Origin of the sequence: Pseudomonas sp. M47T1 (genome assembly GCF_000263855.1) — a bacterium.
GTDB lineage: Bacteria > Pseudomonadota > Gammaproteobacteria > Pseudomonadales > Pseudomonadaceae > Aquipseudomonas.
The window spans coordinates 82,293-100,603 of record NZ_AJWX01000020.1 but is presented as its reverse complement, the minus strand read 5'-3'; the positions used below and the strand labels follow the sequence as shown (position 1 = coordinate 100,603).

The following is an 18,311-nucleotide window of genomic DNA, read 5'->3' as shown; positions in this document are numbered from 1 at the left end:
AAATGCGAGGTGGAGCAAATATTCGTCAGTGGCGGCCGGGGCCTGTCTAGAGTAAAGAGTGCCGGTACTTTCGCCCACTGACTCAGGCCCCTTCCATGAGCGACTCCTTCACGCTGCAACCCCTGCGCCAGGGCGCGCTGGCTTTGATGGCCTGCCTGCTGCTGGTCAGTTGCAGCAGCGTCGACGTTAACCAGTACGCCAACGAACGTCCGTCCCTGGACCTGGTGGCGTTTTTCTCCAGGCCCGTGCAGGCCTGGGGTATGTTCCAGAAGCGCTCGGGCGAAGTCGCCAAGCGCTTCCACGTCACCGTCGCCAGCCACCGGGAGGGCCAGCAGCTGATTCTGGATGAGCGTTTCGTTTACAGCGACGGTACCCGCCAGCAGCGTATATGGACCCTGGTGCCCGACGGCCCCGGCCGTTGGCGGGGCCGCGCGGGCGATGTGGTGGGCGAGGCGCAGGGTGAAGTAGCGGGCAATGCGCTGCACTGGCGCTACCGCCTGGACCTGCCGGTGGAGGGCAAGCACTGGGTGATGGACATGGACGACTGGATGTACCAGATGGACGACGACACCCTGATCAACCGCACCCGCATGAGCAAGCTGGGCGTGGACGTAGGCCAGGTCACGCTGTTCTTCCGTCGCCAGTCGCCATGAGCCGCCCGTTGCGACTGGGCCTGGTGCTGGGCGACCAACTGTCCTTCAACCTCGATCTGCTTCAGGCCCTGGACCCTGCCCGCGATGCGCTGCTGATGGCGGAGGTGGAAGAGGAGGCCCGCTACGTGCCCCATCATCCGCAGAAGATCATGCTGATATTCTCCGCCATGCGCCATTTTGCCGAGGCCCTGCGTGAACAGGGCTGGCGCGTGCACTACGTCACCCTTGATGCCCCGGGCAACAGTGGCAGCATCGCCGGTGAGTTGCGCCGCTGGCAGGCTGCGCTGGACGCCTGTGAGGTGCACGTTACCGAGTGCGGCGAATGGCGCCTGGAACAGGCCATGACCGAGTGCGGGCTACCGTTGGTGTGGCACGCGGATCGGCGTTTTCTGTGTTCGCGCCAGGCCTTTGCGCGCTGGGCAGGGGGCCGCCCGCAGCTGCGCATGGAAGACTTCTACCGGGGCATGCGCAAGCGCTGCGGCCTGCTGCTGGAGCCCGATGGGCGGCCGGTGGGCGGGGCGTGGAATTTCGACCGCGAGAACCGCAAGGCTCTGCCACGACGGTTGCACGGGCCGTTTCCTGCGCACTTCACTCAGGATGCGATCACGCTGGAAGTGGTGGCGTTGGTGCGCTCGCGCTTCAGCGGACACTACGGCGCCGTTGATGGCTTCGACTACCCCGTCACTCACGCCGAGGCCCAGTCGCTGTGGCAGCACTTTCTCGACTTCGGCCTGGCGGCGTTCGGTGACTTCCAGGATGCCATGGCCGAAAACGAGCCGTTCCTGTTCCATGCCCGCGTCAGCGCCGCCTTGAATATCGGCCTGCTGGATGTGCGGCAACTGTGCGCCGATGTCGAACGTGCCTACCGGCAGGGCAGCGTGCCGCTCAATGCCGCCGAAGGTTTCATCCGCCAATTGATCGGCTGGCGCGAATACGTGCGTGGCATTTACTGGCTGCGCATGCCCGAATACGCCGAGCTCAATGGCTTGGACAACCAGCGCGCGTTGCCGGCATTCTACTGGACCGGCGACACCGACATGCGCTGCATGGCCCAAGTCATCGGCCAGACCCTGGCGCTGGGGTATGCCCACCATATCCAGCGGCTGATGGTGACCGGCAACTTCGCCCTGCTGTCGGGCATCGCACCGCCACACATCTGCGAATGGTACCTGGCGGTTTACCTGGACGCGTTCGACTGGGTGGAACTGCCCAATACCCTGGGCATGGTCATGCACGCCGACGGTGGCTTCCTGGGTTCCAAACCCTATTGCGCCAGTGGCCGCTACATTCAGCGCATGTCCGACCACTGTGGCGCATGCCGTTATCGGGTGGACCTGGCGGTGGAAGAGGATGCCTGCCCGTTCAATGCCCTGTATTGGCACTTTTTGATGCGCCATCGCCAGGCCCTTGGCAACAACCCACGGCTGGCGCCGGTGTACCTCAACCTCAATGGCCTGCCTGAAGAGCGACGTGATGCCCTGTGGCAGCGCGGCGAGCAGTTGTTGGCGAAGCTGGACGTCGGGCAGCGGCTATGAAAAAGGCGCAGCTGCCCAGCAAGACTTGCGTGGTCTGCGGCCTGCCGTTCAACTGGCGCAAGCGCTGGGCGCGGTGTTGGGATGAGGTGCGCTACTGCTCCGAGCACTGCCGCCGCCACCGCAACACGGGGGATAAGGCCATATGAGCCAGCGGCTTCCGCTGTGGGCGGTCACGTGGTCGGCGGCGCCGATGTCGGTCAGGCAGTGCGCGGCGCCCATGACGCGGCTTGCGGCTACAGATTGAACTCGGTTTTCTCAGGCAGGTTGTACGCCCACCCCGCGCAGCAATAACCCGGTCAGAAAGCGCGAGTACTGCTCGGCCAGCACGTCATCGCTGCTGCCCGCGAACAACACCCCGAACAACGGCTGGGCCGTGGCGAAGAAGGTGCACGCGCCCACCAGCGCCACGTGCAGCATGCGTGCATCAATGTGCGGCAACCCCGGTGCGGCGGGACGGGCTTGCAGGAGGGTATCGGCCAGCGCCACGCCGCGCTGGGCAATCAGGTCCAGCACTTCGCCGGGCTGCGGATCATTGCCCTGGTAGATCTCGCGCAGCACCAGTTGCAGGAAGTGCGGGTTCTGGCGGCCTATATCGATGATCAGGCGAATGCGCCCATACAACATCGCTTCCACGCCCTGGCCTTCGGCCAGGGCCTGGGCGCCCAGTTGGGTGACGTCCAACAGGTGCAGGGTGGCGGCGCGCAGCAGGCCGTCCTTGCTGCCGAAGTAATAGCGGATCAAGGCCGGGTCGACATTCACCTGGCGGGCGATGTCCTGCAGGGTCAGGTCGGTGGGCGCGATGCCGCGCAACAGGCCCAGGGTGGCCTCGATCAAGCCGTCGCGGCCAATGGCGGCGGTGTTCGCGGGGCGGCCGCGCTTTTTCTTTCCGGTTGAAGTATCCATGGCGCGCAATCATACCGTGCGCGAACACCATTTTGGGTAGCTGGGTGACAAATCGCAGCCTGCGGGTGCACCCCGTGTTTCACCGGTGCTTGTTTCCTAGGTGGAACGCATCAACTCATTGAAAATAATCGTTTTTTAATTAATTCCTTAAAAAAGGAAATAATGGCATTCAACCTGCAAGAGTGCTCTGCATTCACCAGAGGAGAGCATCACCATGAACATTGCCATTATCGGCGCCGGCATTGGCGGCCTGTGCGCCGCCATCGCCCTGCGCGACGCCGGCCACCAGGTCACCGTGTTCGAGCAGGCCCAGGCTTTCATGCGCGTCGGCGCTGACATCAACCTGACGCCCAACGCCGTGCGCGGCCTCGACGGCCTGGGCGTGGGCGCCGCCGTGCGCGAACCTGCCGCCCGGCCTACCCACCGCATCAGCCGCCTATGGGACAGCGGCGAGGAAACCTCGCGGCTGGCCATGGGCGACAGCGCCGAGCAGCAATACGGCGCACCGCAGTTGACCCTCCACCGCGCCGACCTGCTGGCCGCACTGGCCAGCGCCTTCGCGCTCGAACAGGTGCAGTTTGCCAAGCGCTGCGAAACCATCCAGCAGGACGACGCCGGGGTGACGCTGACCTTCGTCGACGGCACGCACGCCCAGGCCGACCTGGTGATCGGCGCCGACGGCATCCATTCGGCGGTGCGCGCCGCGATGTTCGGCGCCGAGCAGCCGCGCTTCACCGGCGTGGTGGCCTACCGCGCCGTGGTGCCGGCCAGCAAGGTGGCCCATGTACCCGACCTGCAAGCCTTTACCAAATGGTGGGGCCCCAACCCCGAAAGCCAGATCGTCACCTTCCCGCTCAACCGGGGCCGGGACATCTTCATCTTCGCCACCACCGCCCAGGCCAGCTGGCACCTGGAAAGCTGGACCACGCGCGGCAGCGTCAGTGAGCTGCAGAGCGCCTACGCCGCCTTCCACCCCGACGCGGTGGCGCTGCTGCACGCCTGCGACGAAGTGCTCAAGACCGCCCTTTACGAGCGCGACCCGCTGCCGCGCTGGACCGCCGGCCGCCTGACGCTGCTGGGCGATGCCGCTCACCCGATGATGCCGTTCATGGCCCAGGGTGCCGGCCAGGCCATCGAGGACGCCGTGGTGTTGGCCCGTGCCTTGAACCTGCCTGACACCGACTTGGCCGTTGCGCTGCACACCTACCAAGCCGCACGCCTGGAACGCGCCAGCCAGATCCAGGTCGGCTCGCGCGGCAATCAGTGGCTCAAGGCTGGCGGCAACGCCGACTGGGTGTATGGCTACGACGCCTGGAACGTGGCGCTGGGCTGAACCGACGCACCATCACCCCACGCATCAACCTGATGAGGTATTCCCATGCTCAGTGAAGGAACGAACCACACCGCGCCCTCGACGGTCATCATACCGTCACCCAAACGCGCCACTGTGGCTGAAGAGTCGACACTCTTTGCTCATCTCATACCCATCGAAGGGACGCATTCAGGGAATATTCATGGGCACCGCAGCAGGTTCATCAGGAAAAGCCGGCAATGTCAAAATGCGCGCCACGGTGATTTACCGCCGTGACGACGAAATTCTTTTCGTGCGCAAACGCAAGTCGAAATGGAATTTGCCCGGCGGGCGAGTGGAGCGGGGTGAGTCGCCGATGCAGGCGGCGTTGCGGGAGATGGAAGAAGAAACGGGGCTGGCGTTCAACACCCTGTCGTTCGTCTCCAAATACCAGCAAAACCAGGTGGTGCACTTCCTGTTCGAGGCGCGCCGGACGCTGACGCGAAAGCCTCGCCCGCGCAACGAGATCGATGCGTGCCGCTGGGTTTCCATGAAACAGCTGTGGAAGCGTAACGTGCGCGGCCCGATCCGGTCGTTGCTTAAACGCTGCGCCTCGGACCTGGATCAGAAGATCACCCTTCACTAAAGTCCCTTCCCCGGCGCCCGCTCTCCCGCTTTACCCCTGACACCGCCGAAGGTTCTGCGGCCCTTTTCGCAGCCTGGCGGCAGCTTCTGGGCACGAGCCTCACTGGCCGCACGGGGCTCGCCAGAAGGCTGTGAAGCCCTGCAAGCACTCATCAAGGATAAACAACGGTTTGTAGAGTTGTCCCGATCGAAACGGTGGTACGGGGTAAGGCCGGATGTGATTTAGCCAGTCTGCGCTGCGTGCTGCTGGTCGAGAAATTCGCGCATGGCATCGGCCGTTTGCCTGGCGCTGGTGACGATGAAAAGATGCCCCTCACCCTCTAGCACCCGCAGTTGCGCCCCGCGAATGCCGCGACGCAGGATGTTCGCGTTATACAGCCGCACCAGGGTGTCGCGCTCGCCGGTGAGGATCAACGTGGGCTGGCGCAGCCGGGACAACCGCAGCAGGCTGGTCCAGCCCGCCAGGGCCGCGAGTTGATGCAGATAGGCAAGCGGGTTGGCGGTGAGCATGCCGTGCACCACACCGTAGTGCATCACCGCCTGTATCGAATGGGGTGAAGCTTCAGGTGAGGGGGGCTTGGCGTTTTTGTTGCCACGAAAGAACGCCAGTATGTCGGCCGGCTTCACCAGCATCGCTGGCCCGGCCGAGGTCGCCGCCAGGATCAGGCAGCGAACCCTGCCGGGGTGGCGCAGGGCGAATTCCTGCGCCAATGCGCCGCCCCAACTCACGCCAAACACATCGATCCGGTCGATGCCCAGCTGCGTGAGCATCTCGGCGATCAGGTCGGCATGGCTCGGCAGGCGCATCGGCCAGCGGGGCGTGTGCGACTTACCGATCCCGGGCACGTCCAGCGTGATGGTGGTGTAGTCCAGCAGTTCGTCGCGCAGAGGATCAAAGGCGGGGGCCAGCCCACCCAGGCCGTTGATCAAGAGCAAAGGTGAGCCTTGGCCGCGAATGGAAACGTTCAGCTGCAAGCCTTTGACGGTGAGTGCATGGGTTGTCATGGTTGAATCGCCCCGGACTTTTCAGTCACTCGATGTGTGAGTCGGATACTGGCGGGTTGCGGCAGGTGAGCTGCGTGCGGCGGTACGGTACCTCCAGGGTAGAACAGAGCTCGCCTAGGCTCTGTATGAAATGCATCCCAGCTGGCAATTTGACAGTTCATTGATGTCAAATGAAATGAGGTATCAAAAAATTAATATTAGCTTATGAAGTTTATGTATTTCTCTCATCAAGACTTGGATCCTAAGATCATTTCACCCAACCACGGGATCACAGCCGAGCGCCACACGGCGTCAAGGACAAAAAGAATGATCAAACGGATTGCCACTGATGAGCCAAACTGCCCGTGCCTTTTTTCGCCCCCTGCCCACCGCTGGCCTGTTACTGGCGGCCAGTGCCTTCAGCGCCCCGCTCAAGGCTGATGATGCCCTTGAAACAGTCGTGGTTACCGGTGTGCGTGGTACCCAGCAGCGCACCGTCACCGACAGCCCCGTGCCCATCGATGTCTACACCAGTGAACAACTGACGGCCACCGGCAAGAGTGGCTTGAAGGAGATCCTCGCGCGCCTGATTCCTTCCATGAACGTGCCCACCTTCAACGGTGGGGGCACCGGTTTCCTGGTGCGCGGGATCAGCATGCGCGGCCTGGGCGGTGATCAGGTGCTGATCCTGGTCAACGGCAAGCGCCGCCACAACACGGCGATGATCAACAACAATGCCCGGGTTGGCAACGCTTCGGCGCCGGTAGACCTGGACCTGATACCCACCGCCGCCATCGAGCGCATCGAGGTGCTGCGTGACGGGGCTGCCGCCCAGTACGGCTCGGACGCCATCGCCGGGGTGATCAACATCATTCTCAAACGTGATGCCCAGGGCGCCAGCGCCGAGAGCTCGCTGGGGCAGTACTACGATGGCGACGGCACCACGGGCCATCAGACGGCCAACTTCGGTGCCCCGCTGGGCGACGGTGGTTTCTTCAACCTGTCGCTGGACGGCAAGGTGCAGGAACCCTATATCCGCGATGCCAGCGCCACGGGGCAGCTGTATTTCAACCAGGCGGACGGCAGCCCCGACCCGCGCGAAAGCAATCGCCATGGCTGGGGCAACGAATACGGCCTGGGCCGCGACCGCACCGCCAGCACGGCCTACAACCTGGAGCTGGCGCTGCAGGACGACCTCAAGCTGTACTCGTTTTCCACCCTCAGCTACCGCAACAGCAACAAGGACCTGGGCCACCGCAAACCCACCGATATCACCAGCCTGGCCGGCGTGGACGGCGCGCCCTACGGCAACGGCGGGCAGGCCCGCCGCGAAATCGAGGAGGTCGACTACCAGGCCACCGCCGGCCTCAAGGGGCTGCTCAGCGGCTGGGACTGGGACCTGTCCAGCAGCTACGGCCGTGACCGCGCGCAGCTGTACACCGACAACAACCTGAACATTTCCAACGGTCCGGATTTCAGCCAGCACCGCTTTCACCTGGGCAACGAGATCTTTGACCAGTGGACCAACAACCTGGACTTCACCCGCGCCCTGGACATCGGCTGGAGCAGCCCGCTGCAGTCCTCGTTTGGCGTTGAATACCGCTGGGAGCAGTTCACCCTGGAGGAGGGCGAGCCCAATTCCTATAACCAGGGCAGCTACGTGATTCCCACCGGCCCCTTTGCCGGGCGCGTGCCCGACCCCGGGCTGTTTTCCGTGGCGGGCACCAGCCCCGAGGACGCCGGGCGCGCCGACCGCCACAGCACCGCGGGCTACCTGGACCTGGGCCTGAACCTGACGCCGAACTGGTACGTGGGCACCGCCGTGCGCCACGAAAGCTATAACCAGGGCATTGGTGAAACCACCAGCGGCAAATTCACCACGCGCTACGAATTCCTGCCCGGCTATGCCGTGCGCGCCGCCGTGAGCAAGGGCTTTCGGGCGCCTTCCCTGGCCCAGGAAGCGTTCTCCACCACCAGCAGCATCACCCAGTTCGGCGTGGGCGGCGCCACCAGCGTGGTGCGTACCAAGCAGATGCGCCCCGACTCAGCCGAGGCCATTGCCTTGGGGGCCACGGCGCTGAAACCGGAAACCTCCATGAGCTACAGCCTGGGGCTGACCGCCGAACCCATGCCGCGCCTACGCATGACCGCCGATTGGTACCTGATCGACATCGACGACCGCATCCTGCAAACCGGCGTGCTCAGTGGCTCGGCCGTGTCCAACATTCTGGTTGCCAACGGCCTGCCGGCGAACCTCGCCGGCCAGTACTACGCCAACGCCGCCGACACCCGCACCCAGGGCGTCGACCTGGTGGCCGAGTACAGCCAACCGCTGCAAGCCTATGGCGAGGCGAAATTCAGCCTGGCCTACAACCACAATAAGAACAGCATTCGCAGCCTGGCCGCCAACCCCTCGCAGCTGTCCAGCCTGGGCGCCGGTTATGTGCTGTTCGACCGTCAGCAACAGATGGACCTGACCCAGGCCACGCCCAAGGACAAGTGGATTGCCAACACCCGCTACCGGGTCGCTGCCTGGAACGTCAACCTGACCCTGACCCGCTATGGCGAGTACACCGAAGGTTCGAACCTGCCGGAGAACGACCGCACCTACAGTGCCAAATGGATCACTGACCTGGACGTGGCCTACGACCTGACCGACCACGTCACGGTGGCGCTGGGGGCCAACAACCTGTTCGACGTGTACCCGGACAAAAAGGGCATTCGCACCTGGGCGGGCACCTATGAGTACGGCATGTTTTCCCCCTATGGCTTTGGTGGCGGCTTCTACTACGGCCGCGTGAGCGTGGCGTTTTGAGCCGGCGTTGGCGTTGGACGCTGCTGGCGTGGCTGGCGCTGGCCTGCTCGGTGCAGGGCCAGGACGTGGTGCGGGTGTGCAGTCAGAAGGATTCGCTGAAGATCCTGCTGCAGGCCGCGGGCGAGCTCGACCACTTGCCCTACCGCGTCGAATTCTCCTCGTTCCCGTCGGCGCCGCCGATAGCGGAGGCGCTGGGTGCCGATGCCGCCGACATCGGTGCGCTGGGCGATGCCCCGTTCATCTTCGCCGCAGCCGCCCAGGCGCCGATCCATACCGTGGCGGTGATCAAGCTGCAGGTCACGCCGACGATGGTGGCGGTGGTGGTGAAGCAGGACTCGCCGTTGCACCAGGTCGCGGACCTGGCCGGCAAGCGCATCGTCACCACCCGCGGTTCGATCGGCCATTTCCTGGTGCTGGCGGCCATGCGCCAGGCCGGCCTGCACAGCCGCGACGCACACTTCATTTTCCTGCCGCCCGGCGAATCCCGCCTGCTGCTGGACAACGGTCGTGCCGATGCCTGGGCCACCTGGGACCCTTACACCAGCATGGTGCAGTTGCAGGACCACACCCGCGTGCTGGCCAGTGGCGAGCACCTGTTCGCCGGCAATGTGCTGATCGTGGCCAGCGACAAGGCCATCGCCACCAAGCAGCCGCTGATTGCCGACCTGATCAAGCGTATCGACCGCGCCTACCAGTGGGCCAACCGCAATGTCGACACCTATGCCGCGCAGCAGGCCGCGCACACCGGTCTGCCCGCCGAGTTCCACCGGCTGTCGACCCTGGAGTCGACACCGCACCGCATCAACATCGACGCCACGGTGATCAGCCAGTTGCAGGCGGCCGCCGACCTGTACCTGGACGAGGGCATCATCAAGCGGCGCATTGACGCACCGGCGTATTTCGACACCCGTTTCGACCCGTGAGCCCGGCACTGGGGCTCTGTTTGACTGCCAAGGAGGAAGGTAAATGCTCGCAACCATCGGCGCCGATGCGCTGACACCCCAACTGATCCAGGACCTGCTGGCGCACCGCGTCTATGGCATTCGCATACCGGGCTTCGTCAGCCAGCCGAGCCTTGAGGCGGCCCGCGCGCAGCTGTTCGACCACCCCGAGCGCGGCGCCCTGGGCCATGCCCGGGAGTTCACCCGGTTGGGCATCGCCTATGCCGAGGTCAAGACCGATGAGGTGCGCCAGGCTTACCACGAAGCCGCGCGGGCTAATATCCAGCGGGTGCGCACTGCGTTCAAACCCTACGTGTCGCCCATTGATGAGTTTCGCCTGTGCCTCGACGAGGCCTGGCCGCGCGGCGCTCACCTGCTGGATGTGGATGGGCAGAAATGTTTCACCGGGGTGTGCCGTTACCAGGCGCCGGACATCGACCTGTGCCCGCACATCGACAAGCTGGAGTGGAACCTGCCCGCGCATTTGCAGGTGAATCTGCAGGCGCAACTGTCGGTGAACATCTACCTGCAGGTGCCGCCACAGGGCGGCGAGCTGGAGGTATGGGACATCCGCCCCACGGCCGCCGAGTACCAGTGGCTCAAAAGTGATCGCCACTACGGCATCGACCGTGACCGCCTGCGCCCCGCTGACTTCACCACCCGGCCCGAAGACGGCGACCTGATCATCATCAACCCACGCTTCATTCACGCTGTACGCCCTGTGCACGCATCGCCGCGCATAACCCTGTCCAGCTTCATCGGTTATTTCGGCGAGCAATCCCCCCTGATCTTCTGGAGCTAGACCATGAGCGCTACCTATAAAGCGGCCTTCGAGACGGACCTTTCCCATGACTACCGCGGCAAGCACGCCCTGCTGCTGATCAGCGTCGGCCAGGACTACCACGAGGGCGGCAAGTTCGACGCCACCATCGACCTGGTCAACCGCCAGGGCTTTGCCTCGTGCACCATTGCCGTGGCCGACATACTGCAACGGCATAACCTCAGCAACTACAGCTACGAGGAGGTGTACAAGGTCAGTGCCGCCTCGGGCGAGCAATGGCTGGCGCGCAACCAGGGCGCCATCAACCGCCTGGCCACCGTGACGCGAATCCTGCGCTGGGAAGCTTGCCTGCTGGACCCCGGTTACCGGCCGCTGCTGGACCGGGTGCAGTTCGAGTACGAGAACAACCGCGATTACCGCGCCGAGGTCAACGGCACTATCGGGCTGTTTCTGGACCGCCTGCACAAACGCGACCCTGACGCCGACCTTGAGGAGGCACGCTTTCGCTGCCTGAACTATCTGATCGAGGAATGCCCGATCATCATGCCGCTGTGGGCCTCCCAGGGCATTGACTTCGTGGTCTACCCGCAGCCCATGACCCGCGCCATGGCGGCCACGCGGCAGTTGTTCGTCGAGCCGCATCACCCCGCGCAGGGCCATTGGCTGTCGTTGAAGTTCAAGAAACGCGCCGCCGTGGTTGACCAGCCGGTGCCTGCGCTGGGCCGGCCGATCTGGGCCACTGCCGCGTTTGCCATTTGAACCCTGTCGGGGCGGCGGGCCGCCCCGACCTTGCCTGGAGTCGAGCATGAGTCATTCAGTACACGAGCATCGCAAGTGGTGGGCGCTGGCGGGGGTGAGCATCGCCAGCTTCCTGGGGTGCGTGGATTTCACCATCGTGAACACCGCCTTGCCGGCGTTGCAAGCGCATTTGGACGTATCGGTCGATACCCTGCAATGGGTGATCAACGCTTTCCTGTTGGCCATGTCCAGCTTCATGGTGCTGGTGGGCCGCCTGGCAGACCTGCATGGGCGCAAGCGAGTGCTGTCCTTGGGGTTGGTGGTGTTTGGCCTGGCTTCGCTGGTGGCGGGTTTGGCCTCGGGGGCGTGGCTGCTGATTGCCGCGCGGGTGGCCCAGGGCCTGGCCTGCGCGGTGCTGTACACCGCCTCGGGGGCCATCGTCGCCCAGGCCTTCGCGCCTCAGGAGCAGGGCAAGGCCTTTGGCGTGCTGTTTGGCTTCAATGGCGTGGGCCTGGCGGTGGGGCCGGTGCTGGGCGGGGTGCTGACCCAGGCGTTCGGTTGGCCGTGGATTTTTTTGATCAACGTGCCGTTCGTGTTGCTCAGCCTGCTGGTGATCGCCTTCAACGTCGACGAATCGCGTGCCGAGGGGCAGGACGCCGGGTTGGACTGGGCCGGTGCCGCCTTGCTGCTGATTGGCCTGCCCAGTCTGGTGCTGCTGATTGTGCAGGGCGGCAACTGGGGCTGGGGTTCACCGCTGAGCCTGGGGTTGCTGGCCGTGGCGGTGGTGGTGCTCGGCCTGTTTGTGTGGGTAGAGCTGCGCGTGGCGTCGCCGGTGATCAACCTGCACCTGTTCGCCAACCGCCGCTTTGTGGCGGCGGTGGCAGCGAGCTTTACGCTGGCGGTGTTCTACTGCGTGGCGTTTTTCGTCATGCCGCTGTACCTCACCCACGTGCGCGGCGCCGACACCCAGGCCAGCGGGCTGTTGCTGTTGCCCACCACGCTGGGGGTGGCGCTGCTGTCGCCCTGGGTGGGGCGCCTGGTAGACCGCAAGGGGCCTGCGCTGTTGATCCAGACCGGGCTGTTGCTGTTCGCGGGTTCTGCGCTGTTGCAGATCGCGTTCAGCGCCGACACCTCGCTGGCCTATGTGCTGGCGGCGTTCGCGGTCATGGGGCTGGGCTGGGCGTGCCTGCTGGGGCCGTCGACCGTGCTGGGGGTGAGTTCGGTGCCCGAGCAGTTCGGCTCGGTGGCGGTGGGCTCGCTGATGACCTTGCACAACGTGGGTGGCGGCCTGGGGCTGGCGTTGGGCGTAAGCCTGCTGCACCACTTTACCGGGCCCGCCCAAGTGGCTGAACCGCAGGCGTTGCTGTTGGGCTACCAGGCGGTGATGGTCGCCTTGGCGGCGGCCATGCTGGTGTCGTGGGGCGTGCAGCGCTGGTTGTTGCGGGCAGGCGCGCAGAAGGCGCCTGTTGCCGCAGCCTGAACCGCTCGCCCCCCGCAGGGTTGAACCCACCCTGTGTAGCAGCGGCCGCAGGCCGCGTCACAGGCGCCGCGCAGTGCCTGAGATACCGCGCAGCCCTCTTCGCGGGCAGAGCCCGCTCCCACAAATGCTGCTACATCAATCCCTAAAGCAGCGGGAGGCGTCAGCCTTTGGCGGCGCCGTCCTGCGCGGCCTGCAGCACCCGCAGCAGGTTGCCGCCCCAGATGTTGGCCAGGTCCTTCTCGCTATAGCCTGCGTCCAGCAGGCGCTGGCTGATCTTCGGCAGCTGGCTCACGTCTTCCAGCCCAGTCACGCCGCCACCGCCGTCCCAGTCGGCACCTATGCCCACATGCTCGGGCCCCACCACCTGCAGAATGTGGAGCAAGTGCTTCATGAACACATCCAGGTCGGCCTTGGGCTGTGGATACTGGGCATCAATGGCGTGGTAGTCCTGGTAAAGCGTGTGGCTTTGTTCCGGGCTCAGCGCCGCCAGGTTGTGGAAGCGCGCGCCCAGGACCGCCATGGCTTTGTTGCGCTCGGGGTTGGGCTTGAGTGGTATCAGGTAGTCGCTGTAGGTATTGACCTGCACCACGCCGCCCTTGGCCGCCAGTTGCCGCAGGCGCGCGTCGTCGAGGTTGCGCGGGTGCGGGTTGACCGCGCGGCTGCTGGAGTGCGAGGCAATGATCGGCGCGGTGGACTGCGCCAGGATCTGATCGAACACCGCGTCGCTGGCGTGGGACACGTCCAGCAGAATGCCCAGCCGGTTGGCCTCGGTCACCAATTGCCGCCCTTCGGGGCTCAAGCCTTTCCATTGCGGCAGGGCGGTGGCTGAGTCAGCCAGCTCATTGTTGCTGAAATGCACCAGGCCGAGCATGCGCAGGCCCTGCCGGTAGTAGGTGTGCAGCAGCGCCGGGTCGGCGGCCAGCGGCTCGGCGTTCTCCATGCTGATGAACACCACGCGCTTGCCCTGGCCGGCAATGCGCCGGGCATCGTCAGGGGTCAGCGCAAGGGCGAAGGTACCAGGGTTGCGGTCGATCATGTCGCGGATGCGCGTCAGGGTCGCCAGGCCGTACGCGCTGGCGTAGGCGCGGCCTTCATCGGTCAGCGGCTGCTGGGGCGTGTACACGGCGAAGAACCCACCGTCCAGGCCGCCCTCGATCATGCGCGGCACGTCCACCTGGCTGCCGTCCTGGCGGTAGTCATGGCGCTGGGTGATGTCCCAGCCGGGGCGGGTCAGGTCCAGGGGCGTGTCCAGGTGACTGTCCAGCACCAGCAGGCGCTGGTGCAGGGCAAGGGTGGCCGGGCTGACGCCCGTGTCATCGGCCTGGGCGAAGAGGGGCAGCAAGGCCAGGGTCAGGGCGCAAAGGCGCGGGCGCATATCAGAACTCCATGCTCAGGGTGGTCTGGAAGGTGCGCGGCGAACCGGGACGGAACACCGCCGGGCCGTCGCTGGTGGTGTAGAGGTAGCCCAGGTAGTCCTTGTCGAAGAGGTTGTCGATGTTGAAGCGCAGCTTCACGTTCTTCAGCGGGCCGTAGTGCACCTGCTGGCCACCCAGGTCCAGGTAGGCGCTGTACACGGTGTAACCGGGCACCGACTCGGTGTTGGTGAAGTTGCTGTAGCGCTCGCCGGTGAAACGCCCGGTAACGTTCAACAGCGCCCAGGGCGCCAGTTCGTAGGTGACCCCGGCCTGGGCCATCCAGCGCGGGCTGTCGGGCAGGTCATTGCCGCGCAGGGACAGGCCCGCGGCGTCGTTCTTGAACGTGGACTTGTTGTAGGTGGCGCTGCCGTTGACCACCACCTTGTTGGCCAGGACCGGCGGTTTCCACTGGCCGCTCAGCTCGCTGCCATAGGCCACCACCTTGCCGACGTTCTGGTAGTAGGTTTCCACCTGGCTGCTGCCCGGCACCGCCGAGGCAAAGGATTGCAGGCGGTTGTCGAAGTCGGTGCGGTACAGCGCCCAGGCGGCGTTGAAGGTGGGTTGGTTGAGGCGGTAGCCCACCTCGTAGTTCTTCGAGCGTTCGGCCTCGGGCGCGGGCACCGACGGGCTGCCGGCGCGGTAGATGTCGTCGGCGCCGCGGGGCAGGGCCATGTTCTCCGAGTAGGAGGCGAACACCTGGCTGTTGCCGGTCAGGTTGTACACCAGGCCCACTTGGGGCAGGAACGCGTCGTTCCATTCGGTGCTCAGGCGCGGCTGGCGTTCGTTGATGTAGTCGCCGGCGTTGCGGTAGCCCTCGATGCGGTAATCCAGGTTCAGGCTCTTGAAGCCGTATTGCAGGCGCAGGCGCTCGTCCAACAACGACCAGGTGTCCTTCAGGTGAAATTGCAGCGAATTGCGCGTTGAGGTGAAGTCGCCTTGCAAGTGCACCGGTTCGTCCAGCAGCGGCTCGCCGTCGGGGCTGCCGTCGCTGAGGTTGTAACGCGCCTGCTGGCGGTTGAACACGTCGGTTTCGGCCCACACGCCGGTATCGATCTCGTGCTGGCCGACGTCCCAGCGCAGCCCGGTGAGGCCACCGAAGCGGTGACCGCTCAGGGACGACAGGCCGTACTGCACGCCCTTGGGCTCATACAGGCCGGCCACGTTGCTTTCGGCGTTGTGCAGGGCCAGCGAGGTGGCATAAGACTCGGGCGACACGCCGAAGCCTTTCTTGGCCTCGTAGTACAGCGTGGTGTAGTTGATCAGGTCCGGGTTGATCTCGAAGGTGCCGCCCAGGCTGGTCAGGGTGTCGCGCCGCTGGTTCACCGCCTGCTTGTAATACTGGTTGTAGTTGGGGTTGCTATAGCGCACCCCCGGCACAGTTTCGGCCAGGGTTGGCAGGGTGCCCAGGTAGGCAAAGTCGCGCCCCGAGCGGCCGAACGGGTCATTGGCGGTGCCGTGGTACTGGGCCAGGCTGATGGACGGCGAGTCGTAGTCGTAGAACGAGTTGTACACCGAGCGCAGCCACACCTCGTTGTGGTCGCCGAAGCGGTAGCGCACCTTGGCCTCGATGTGTTCGCGGTCGATGGTGCCCGGGCCGCGCCACAGGTCGCCGTCGATTTTCGAGCGGCTGACGTACGCCGACAGGCCCTGGTACTCGCCGCTCTGCAGCTTGACGAAGCTGCGCCGCAGGCTGTCGCTGCCCAGGGTATAGGAGACGTTGGCCCCCGGTATGGGGCTGGGGTTGCTGGTCTGGTAGTCCACGTAGGGGCCCAGGGAGGCATAGCCGGCCTGTGACACGTCGCCGGCACCGGTGGAGGCGGTGACGCGTTCGGTGTTTTCGTTATCGACATAGCGATAGATGGGGCTGCCGCCGAACTGATCGGTGCGGCCCAGGGGTACGCCGTCGATGGAGAAGCCGATCTGCTGCAGGTTGAAGGCGCGCACGAACACCGAGTTGCCGAATTCGTACAGGCCCAAGGCATCGTTGACCTGCACGTTGAAGCCCGGCAGGTTCTCCAGCATTTTCAGCCCCGAGGTGCCGGCGGGCGCGGACAGCAGGGCCTGGTGGGAGATGGCCAGGGTGTTGCTGATCTTGTCTTCACCGATGGCCGCGCTGGCCTCGGTAACGCGCGCGCCCACCACTTCCACCTTGTCCAGGCGCGGTTCGGTGGCGGTGTCGTCAGCGGCCCAGGCAGGGTCGGCAAACAGGCTGCCCAGCAACAGGCCGCCAAGCAGGCGAGGGGCCTGGCTGGCAGGCCACGGCAGGAGGGTTCGAGACGCAAGTGTCATTGGCTGTCCTTGGCAATAATAATAGGGACAAGGCCACGCGTGGCCTCGGGGAGCGATGTCCTCGAGCACCTTGAGCAACGAAGGGGGGAATTTTTCAGTGCGGCTCTAGACCGTTTGGTTCACCCCTTAGAACCTGAGTATTTTTTTATAATCAAAGGTCGGCATTATCAGGTTTTTTGTTCTTTTCGTCCGCGCCCACGGTTGGGGCAGACTGACCCTACCTGCAGGACGCAGGTCAACCTCAACCCGGCAGGCCCACCACCTTCTCGTCCGTTGGCGTGTGCAGTTTTCATGAAGACGATGGACCTATGGATTCCAATGCACCACTCAAGACCCGACTGATCGGGCAGATTTTCCAGCAGCACCATGCCTGGCTGCGCGCCCGGCTGACCTACTGGACGGGTTGCAGCCACAGCGCCGAAGACCTGGCGGCCGAGACTTTTCTCAAGGTCTGGACGCTGCCCGACCCCGGTGCCATTCGTGAACCCCGCGCCTTGCTGACCACCATCGCCCAGCGCCTGATGTACGAGCGCTGGCGCCGCCGTGACCGGGAGAAAGCGTGCCTGGACGAAATGACCGAACTGACGGAGCCGCTGCATGCCTCGCCCCATGAGCAATTGCTGTTGATGGAGCGCTTGTCGGCCATCGATCGCCAGCTCGATGGCTTGTCTGGCCAGGCCAAGGCAGTGTTCATGTACAGCCAGTTGGACGGCATGACTTATGCGCAGATCGGCCAGCGGCTGGGGCTGTCGCTGGGGCGCATTCATCAACTGATGACCCTGGCGCTGGCGTGCTTCAATTCGCCGGGTGCGTGCCAGGCACAGCGCAGCCTGGCTGCAGCGGCTACTGGGGCGCCACTGTTCCCGCGTGAGCCTGGCGACGCAGGACGTCCAGCAACAGCCTGAAGGCCGGCTTGTGCTGTCGTCGGCCAGGGTAATACAGATGATAACCCAAGGGCGTGCGGCACCAGTCGTCCATCACCTTCACTAGCCGACCGTGGGCCAGGTCCTGCGCCACCACGTGTTCGGGCACGTACACCAGCCCGCTGCCGGCGCGAGCGAAATCCAGCATCAGGGCCAGGCTGCTGCACACCAGGCGGCCGTCGCCGCGCACCTTGATGTGCCGGCCATCCTTGCTGAACGGCCAGGACCACAACCCACCCGAGGTGGGCAGACGCAAGTCAATGCAGGCATGCTCGGTCAGGTCTTGCGGGGTGAGGGGCGTTGGCCTGCGCCCGAGATACGCCGGGGCGCCCACCAGCGCCATGCGAAACTGCGGCCCGATGCGCAGGCTGATCATGTCTTTGGCCAATTGCTCACCCATGCGCACCCCGGCGTCGAAGCGTTCGGCCACGATGTCCACCAGTGCATAGCTGTCGCTGATTTCCACCGTGATATCCGGGTAGGCGCTAATCAACTCGCTGACCGCCGGTGCCAGCGCCCAGGGGCTGGCATGCTCCAGGGATGTGATGCGCAGGGTGCCCGCCGGCTTGCCACTCAGTTCGCTGAGTTCGCCCAGCCCCGCTTCGATGCCGTCGAAGTGTGGGCCGATGGTGTCCATCAGCCGCACCCCCGCTTCGGTGGGGGCGACGCTGCGGGTACTGCGCGTCAGCAATTGCACCCCCAGGCGTGCCTCGAGTTTGCGGATGGTGCGGCTCAGGGCCGGTTGCGATACGCCCAGTTGCGCGGCGGCCTTGGTGAAGCTGCCTTCGCGCGCCACGCGCAGGAAGGCCGCCAGGTCCGTTACCGTGTCCCGCATGATTGATGCCTTCAGGTTATAGGTGCATTCCTATCATACCGGCTAATCATCATTGGGGTGCGTTGCTAGAGTGGCGCGCTTGT

At 64.8% G+C, this 18,311-nt stretch carries 15 protein-coding genes and 1 pseudogene; 11 read left to right on the top strand and 5 right to left on the bottom strand.

Going from position 1 to position 18,311, the window contains the following annotated elements:
• Positions 1-95 precede the first annotated feature (95 nt).
• The 3 genes from PMM47T1_RS20040 to PMM47T1_RS29190 are packed head-to-tail and all read left to right on the top strand — an operon-like array spanning position 96 to position 2,334.
• Positions 96-653: a DUF3833 domain-containing protein gene (locus tag PMM47T1_RS20040; protein ID WP_008372331.1), complete on the top strand. Its 558-nt coding sequence runs from the start codon at positions 96-98 to the stop codon at positions 651-653.
• 8 nt (positions 654-661) lie between these two features.
• Positions 662-2,188: a cryptochrome/photolyase family protein gene (locus PMM47T1_RS20035; RefSeq protein ID WP_008372329.1), complete on the top strand. Its 1,527-nt coding sequence runs from the start codon at positions 662-664 to the stop codon at positions 2,186-2,188.
• Positions 2,185-2,334, top strand: coding sequence for a DUF2256 domain-containing protein (locus tag PMM47T1_RS29190; protein ID WP_008372327.1), 150 nt, complete (start codon positions 2,185-2,187; stop codon positions 2,332-2,334). Before PMM47T1_RS20035 ends, PMM47T1_RS29190 begins: the two co-directional genes overlap by 4 nt.
• 109 nt (positions 2,335-2,443) lie before the next feature.
• Here PMM47T1_RS29190 and PMM47T1_RS20030 read toward each other — a convergent pair whose 3' ends face one another.
• Positions 2,444-3,091, bottom strand: coding sequence for a TetR/AcrR family transcriptional regulator (locus PMM47T1_RS20030; RefSeq protein ID WP_008372324.1), 648 nt, complete (start codon positions 3,089-3,091; stop codon positions 2,444-2,446).
• 214 nt (positions 3,092-3,305) lie between these two features.
• On the opposite strand from PMM47T1_RS20030, the gene PMM47T1_RS20025 reads away from it, so the two are divergent.
• Positions 3,306-4,424: an FAD-dependent monooxygenase gene (locus PMM47T1_RS20025; RefSeq protein WP_008372322.1), complete on the top strand. Its 1,119-nt coding sequence runs from the start codon at positions 3,306-3,308 to the stop codon at positions 4,422-4,424.
• A 181-nt stretch (positions 4,425-4,605) separates the two neighbouring features.
• On the top strand, positions 4,606-5,028 hold the full coding sequence (locus PMM47T1_RS20020; protein WP_043301284.1) for an NUDIX hydrolase: 423 nt from the start codon (positions 4,606-4,608) through the stop codon (positions 5,026-5,028).
• 221 nt (positions 5,029-5,249) lie between these two features.
• Here PMM47T1_RS20020 and PMM47T1_RS20015 read toward each other — a convergent pair whose 3' ends face one another.
• Complete coding sequence (locus PMM47T1_RS20015; RefSeq protein ID WP_008372319.1) at positions 5,250-6,032, bottom strand: alpha/beta fold hydrolase; 783 nt, start codon at positions 6,030-6,032, stop codon at positions 5,250-5,252.
• A gap of 328 nt (positions 6,033-6,360) precedes the next feature.
• On the opposite strand from PMM47T1_RS20015, the gene PMM47T1_RS20010 reads away from it, so the two are divergent.
• Genes PMM47T1_RS20010 through PMM47T1_RS19990 form a run of 5 tightly spaced genes read left to right on the top strand, consistent with a single transcriptional unit; the run spans position 6,361 to position 12,766 of the window.
• Positions 6,361-8,826, top strand: coding sequence for a TonB-dependent receptor plug domain-containing protein (locus tag PMM47T1_RS20010; RefSeq protein ID WP_008372317.1), 2,466 nt, complete (start codon positions 6,361-6,363; stop codon positions 8,824-8,826).
• A complete protein-coding gene (locus tag PMM47T1_RS20005; protein ID WP_008372315.1) occupies positions 8,823-9,749 on the top strand; it encodes an ABC transporter substrate-binding protein in 927 nt (308 codons plus the stop codon). The genes PMM47T1_RS20010 and PMM47T1_RS20005 overlap by 4 nt, the downstream gene beginning before the upstream one ends.
• A 43-nt stretch (positions 9,750-9,792) precedes the next feature.
• Complete coding sequence (locus tag PMM47T1_RS20000; protein WP_008372313.1) at positions 9,793-10,569, top strand: 2OG-Fe(II) oxygenase; 777 nt, start codon at positions 9,793-9,795, stop codon at positions 10,567-10,569.
• A gap of 3 nt (positions 10,570-10,572) precedes the next feature.
• Positions 10,573-11,307 (top strand): hypothetical protein, encoded by a 735-nt coding sequence (locus PMM47T1_RS19995; RefSeq protein WP_008372311.1) that lies wholly within the window; start codon positions 10,573-10,575, stop codon positions 11,305-11,307.
• 46 nt (positions 11,308-11,353) lie between these two features.
• A complete protein-coding gene (locus PMM47T1_RS19990) occupies positions 11,354-12,766 on the top strand; it encodes an MFS transporter (RefSeq protein WP_008372308.1) in 1,413 nt (470 codons plus the stop codon).
• A gap of 160 nt (positions 12,767-12,926) precedes the next feature.
• Here PMM47T1_RS19990 and PMM47T1_RS19985 read toward each other — a convergent pair whose 3' ends face one another.
• On the bottom strand, positions 12,927-14,141 hold the full coding sequence (locus PMM47T1_RS19985; RefSeq protein WP_008372306.1) for a dipeptidase: 1,215 nt from the start codon (positions 14,139-14,141) through the stop codon (positions 12,927-12,929).
• 1 nt (position 14,142) lies between these two features.
• Entirely contained in the window at positions 14,143-16,470 is a 2,328-nt protein-coding gene (locus PMM47T1_RS19980) for a TonB-dependent receptor (RefSeq protein ID WP_008372304.1), read from the bottom strand.
• Positions 16,471-16,778: 308 nt separating this feature from the next.
• On the opposite strand from PMM47T1_RS19980, the pseudogene PMM47T1_RS19975 reads away from it, so the two are divergent.
• Positions 16,779-17,264, top strand: a pseudogene (locus PMM47T1_RS19975) (sigma-70 family RNA polymerase sigma factor); the annotation flags it as partial.
• Positions 17,265-17,313: 49 nt separating this feature from the next.
• Here the strand turns inward: PMM47T1_RS19975 and PMM47T1_RS19970 are convergent.
• Complete coding sequence (locus PMM47T1_RS19970) at positions 17,314-18,228, bottom strand: LysR family transcriptional regulator (protein WP_008372299.1); 915 nt, start codon at positions 18,226-18,228, stop codon at positions 17,314-17,316.
• Between the last annotated feature and the right edge of the window lie 83 nt (positions 18,229-18,311).

What these genes read in the sequence shown, in the direction of transcription:
- PMM47T1_RS20040 (WP_008372331.1), top strand. Translation starts at nt 96, where the DNA reads ATGAGCGACTCCTTCACGCTGCAACCCCTGCGCCAGGGCGCGCTGGCT.
- PMM47T1_RS29190 (WP_008372327.1), top strand. Translation starts at nt 2,185, where the DNA reads ATGAAAAAGGCGCAGCTGCCCAGCAAGACTTGCGTGGTCTGCGGCCTG.
- PMM47T1_RS20030 (WP_008372324.1), bottom strand. Translation starts at nt 3,091, where the DNA reads ATGGATACTTCAACCGGAAAGAAAAAGCGCGGCCGCCCCGCGAACACC.
- PMM47T1_RS20025 (WP_008372322.1), top strand. Translation starts at nt 3,306, where the DNA reads ATGAACATTGCCATTATCGGCGCCGGCATTGGCGGCCTGTGCGCCGCC.
- PMM47T1_RS20020 (WP_043301284.1), top strand. Translation starts at nt 4,606, where the DNA reads ATGGGCACCGCAGCAGGTTCATCAGGAAAAGCCGGCAATGTCAAAATG.
- PMM47T1_RS20015 (WP_008372319.1), bottom strand. Translation starts at nt 6,032, where the DNA reads ATGACAACCCATGCACTCACCGTCAAAGGCTTGCAGCTGAACGTTTCC.
- PMM47T1_RS20010 (WP_008372317.1), top strand. Translation starts at nt 6,361, where the DNA reads ATGAGCCAAACTGCCCGTGCCTTTTTTCGCCCCCTGCCCACCGCTGGC.
- PMM47T1_RS20000 (WP_008372313.1), top strand. Translation starts at nt 9,793, where the DNA reads ATGCTCGCAACCATCGGCGCCGATGCGCTGACACCCCAACTGATCCAG.
- PMM47T1_RS19995 (WP_008372311.1), top strand. Translation starts at nt 10,573, where the DNA reads ATGAGCGCTACCTATAAAGCGGCCTTCGAGACGGACCTTTCCCATGAC.
- PMM47T1_RS19990 (WP_008372308.1), top strand. Translation starts at nt 11,354, where the DNA reads ATGAGTCATTCAGTACACGAGCATCGCAAGTGGTGGGCGCTGGCGGGG.
- PMM47T1_RS19985 (WP_008372306.1), bottom strand. Translation starts at nt 14,141, where the DNA reads ATGCGCCCGCGCCTTTGCGCCCTGACCCTGGCCTTGCTGCCCCTCTTC.
- PMM47T1_RS19980 (WP_008372304.1), bottom strand. Translation starts at nt 16,470, where the DNA reads ATGACACTTGCGTCTCGAACCCTCCTGCCGTGGCCTGCCAGCCAGGCC.
- PMM47T1_RS19970 (WP_008372299.1), bottom strand. Translation starts at nt 18,228, where the DNA reads ATGCGGGACACGGTAACGGACCTGGCGGCCTTCCTGCGCGTGGCGCGC.